At 64.2% G+C, this 3,960-nt stretch carries 4 protein-coding genes; 1 reads left to right on the top strand and 3 read right to left on the bottom strand.

Annotation, left to right across the window (positions count from 1 at the left end):
- Positions 1 to 360: 360 nt before the first annotated feature.
- The gene (locus JOY90_RS26685; protein ID WP_291694096.1) at positions 361 to 501 is read right to left on the bottom strand and encodes a hypothetical protein; all 141 of its coding nucleotides are present in this window, start codon (positions 499 to 501) and stop codon (positions 361 to 363) included.
- Positions 502 to 773: 272 nt separating this feature from the next.
- Here JOY90_RS26685 and JOY90_RS26680 point away from each other — a divergent pair, with 272 nt between their 5' ends.
- A complete protein-coding gene (locus JOY90_RS26680) occupies positions 774 to 1,610 on the top strand; it encodes a creatininase family protein (protein WP_291694095.1) in 837 nt (278 codons plus the stop codon).
- Positions 1,611 to 1,668: 58 nt separating this feature from the next.
- On the opposite strand, the gene JOY90_RS26675 is transcribed toward JOY90_RS26680, so the two are convergent.
- Positions 1,669 to 3,195 carry a TAXI family TRAP transporter solute-binding subunit gene (locus tag JOY90_RS26675; protein WP_291694094.1) on the bottom strand — a complete coding sequence of 509 codons (1,527 nt, stop codon included), beginning with the start codon at positions 3,193 to 3,195 and terminating at the stop codon, positions 1,669 to 1,671.
- A gap of 441 nt (positions 3,196 to 3,636) precedes the next feature.
- On the bottom strand, positions 3,637 to 3,960 hold a 324-nt coding region (locus JOY90_RS26670; protein WP_291694093.1), incomplete at its 5' end, for a hypothetical protein.

Genomic DNA, 3,960 nt, shown 5'->3' with positions numbered 1-3,960 from the left:
GGGGAAAGCGGAGGGCCCTGTTTCGCCTGGGTGACCGCGGCGTCGAACGCCTCCCGACCGGTCGGGAGGCGTGCCGGCCGGCTGGCGCTGCGGTGGCGGGCCGTCGGGAATCGCACGGAAAGTCACGGTCATTGTCGATGCTCCCTCACCGCATGCAGGCTGCGAACGGCGAGTGCTGCCACCCGCGCATGGACGCGTCAGGATAATTCATAATCCTGTATACAGATGCGCGCAGTGCGCCTCCGCATGCCCGTTTCGCTACGCCTACTTCATGACCAAAGCATGTTGCGGCCGATGCGCGCCGCGCCGCGTCCCGGCATCACTTCGACTGCGCCGAATCGGTCCGCCGATCGATCTTCGTTATTTCCTTTTCGCGGCGAGCAGCAGAAAGGCGGCGAGCAGGACCCAGAAGGCGTAACCGCCGATGAACGGGAAATCCACAAAGAGATCGGCGATAGCAAGAATTGCAAGGGCGAGAGCGGCGATGAAATGAAAGTCCATCTACATGTCCTGTTCTTGACGCACCGCTCACGTGCAGCACACAACCGCTGGTGAACCCATGCCGGGGCTGATTCGGTAGGCGCGGGACCATATCGTCGAAAAGCGCGCGCGTGTGTTGCAAGGATTCCTCACACGCCGGCCACCTGCCGGACGCACCAAGGTCCGCCCTTGCGGCTTTGGATTGACGCTGCCGCATCGCTCACGGCAAATTCGGCCCGTCGCCGCGCCGCAGCGGCGCCGACGGGCAGGCTCCAGCATCGGGGAGAGACGAGATGGCGATCGAGGTCGAATGGGCTCGCATGACGGCGCCCGAGCTCAAGCGGCTGGCCGCGGAAAGGGATGCACTCGCGATCCTGCCGGTCGGCTCGCTCGAGCAGCACGGGCCGCATCTGCCCGTCATCACCGACACGGCGAGCGCCGGCGCGGCCGCAATCCGCGCCGCGCGTCTCGTGGCGGAGGACCCGAGGGCGCCGGTTCCGGTCGCGGTGCTGCCCGGGCTGTGGCTCGGCATGAGCGAGCATCATTTGCCGTTCGGCGGCACCATCACCGTCGATTACCGTGCCTATTTCGGCATCCTCGAAGGCGTCGTCCGCTCGCTGAAGTCGCTCGGCTTCGCGCGGCTCCTGATCGTCAACGGCCATGGCGGCAATGTCGATCCGCTGGCGGTCGCGGTGCGCGAGCTCGCCGTCGCCCACGACCTGCCGATCGTCGCCACCACGCCCTGGTTTCTCAACGCAGGCGAGATCGCCGCGATCTTCGAGTCCGACACCATGCCGCGGCATGCCTGTGAGGGCGAGACCTCGGTGATGATGGCGATCGCTCCCGATATCGTGCGGACCGGGAAGCTCGACGAGGCGATGCAGCAGGCGCCCGCGCCGGTGCATGCCCCACCCGGCTTCTCGCGCTTCTATTCCTTCGCGGAGCGCGCGCCGGTGACGGGCACCTGGGGCGATCCCCGTTCCGCGACGGCCGAGAAAGGCGAACGCTTCCTCGCCGTGCAGGCCAGCGCGCTGGCCGACGCCATCCGCGACAAGACGCTCTGGACCCGCCCCGACCCGGTCTGGCGCGCCGGCCGCGGCCAGGGCACCGCGAGCGGACGGGTGGAGTGAGGCGAAGCCCTCAGATCGGGGGCACCCATCAAGAAGCCCCCGATTCAAGCCCTGCCCTTCACTGGCCTCGCGTCTGTTTCCATCTCAGGAATTGTTCGATCGAGCTCTGCTGAGGCCGTGCGGGCGCGGGAGCGGCTGCGGGCCGGACGACGGCGGGTTTGGGCTGAGGCGCCACGGGCTGCTCCACCGCGACCGGCTGGGTGCCGTTGTTCGCTTCGGGGCTGCCGTGGTGATCGAGCCATGCCTGCGCCGCTTCGAAGCGTTTCCAGCCCGGCAGCGTGGCTGCGAGATTGACCTCGTGCCACTTGACGTGGCGTGGCGGCTTCTGGAATTCGGCAATCTTGGGAAAGAAGGCGTCGACGAACCGCTGCACCCGCGAGTAGCGGTCGAGATTGGTCTTCGGCCAGTTGAACGCGATCAGGACCGCGCTGACCGCAACCGTGGTTACGGAGTCGCCATCAGCAACGAGCTCAGGGTAGTCATCGTGCGTGAGCGTCGTCGGCAGGTAGTCGTCCTGGAGCTGCCTCGGATAGGGGATCGGAACGAGATGCAGGCCGTCCTCACGGGTGACCTTGGTCATCGATCGAACCGGCTTGCCCGCGATCAGCGCGGTCGCGGCGATTTCGCCGCTCCTGACCTTCTCGATGGCTTCGGGCTGGGACATGCTGACTTCCTGGACCTTGATTCCCAATGAATTGAACAGGTCCCGCATCGAGTAGCTCGTCCCGCTGCCCTTGGCGTCGAGATTGACCTTCAGGTCTCTCAACTGCTCGATCGAGGTGATATCGGGCCTGGCGACGAGATGGACCTCCTCGTTGAACAGCTTGGCGATGTAGACGATCTTGTCGTCGAACTGGCCCAGCCGCTCGTTCGAGCGGCGAAAGTTGTTGAGGATGTTGGTCTGCGTCAGGCCGATGTCGACGCCCCGCACATAGCGCACGTCGCGGATGTTGCGCGGGCCGCCGATGCCGGCGATCGGCAGGATGCGCAAATTGTCGCCGTCGTTGAGGACGTCGGCGAGATCATAGGCCATCTGCAGATAGGTATCGTCCGAGTTCGGACTGCCGGAGATGAGGCCGATCGTATTCTGGTTGGGCTGCTCGTTCTTGTAGATGCCGACGCCGACGAGGTAATCGCCCATGCGCTCGATCCAGGCCGACTTTTCCTCAACCATGTTGGTCTTCGGATTGAGAAAGCGGTAATCGCTCCAGCCGTGATAGGGCGGCGTGGTCGCGATCCTGACAAACTCCTGCGTCGTGAACTTGCCGTCCTGATCCTTCATGTCGTACAGGTTCTTGCCGCGGATCGCCGGAATAGGGCCGCAGGCGACCAGCTGTGTCCCGTCAATCTTGTGAACGTAGGGAAACAGGTCGCGATCGACGAATCCGGGCGCATTGTTGTTGAGGGCGCGGAACGTCGCCTCCGGTCCGTCCTTCTTGAATTTCTCCTGAACCCGCTTGACCATTGCGACGGCCTCGTCGCGGGTGCCGAATTCGCCGGCTTGCAGATGGGTCGCGGAGATGATTGTCAGCAACACTCCCAGGATCAGGGCATGGCAACAGACGGCGGCCGCACGCACGCGCATTATTTTCTCCCAGTATTTCTGTACCAGTATCGTTATTAGTAGAACTAACCGATCCGGATAGGCGGCGAACAAGACCACATGATGTCCTGCCGTAGCGACTTGTATCGATCTACGAGCGCCAATTTACACGCCGTACTGACGATGGTATGACGATTACAATCTCTAGTGCTTAATTTCCGAAGCCGCCTGCCACATCACTGCAACGTCTTTCACGACCCGGAAACTTCGCGATGTCCGGATGCTGGTAACCCGCTCCGATGATACTTGTTGCCGGTATTCTTCCCGCGTCCGCGTTTCCGCACGCTCGGCGAGTTGAAGCAGTGCAGAGAACATGCAGGGTGGCGCGGGACGACGCCGCGAACCCGGACACGCGCAGCCGTCCCTGCGGCGCGAGCACGGCGCGGACGAGACCGGAGGCGACAGGGGATGACCAGGTGCCGGTCACTGCAATTGCCGGAGCGGATTGAGCGGGGCGAGCGGGATCAACTCGAAGGTCATCAGATGAGCCTGCCCCAACGGCAGTTTTTCGAGCATGTCACGTGCCGCCGCGGTGTCCGTGACGTTCAGGATGAACGCCACTCCGGCGCGGCCTTGCAGCGAGTACCATTGATCGATCTTGCCATCCAGATAGAGCTTCACCGTCTCCCGCACCTCGGTCGGCAGGATCGCGCGGGCAGCGGCGGGGTCGGCGCCGGCATTGATGGTGCCGATGGCGAGAATGCGCGTCGTCGGGGTGGGCGGTGTCGCCGACTGGGCGTGGGCGGT

Origin of the sequence: Bradyrhizobium sp. (assembly GCF_019242285.1) — a bacterium.
Taxonomy (GTDB): domain Bacteria; phylum Pseudomonadota; class Alphaproteobacteria; order Rhizobiales; family Xanthobacteraceae; genus Bradyrhizobium.
This window is presented reverse-complemented; position numbering and strand designations above follow the sequence as displayed.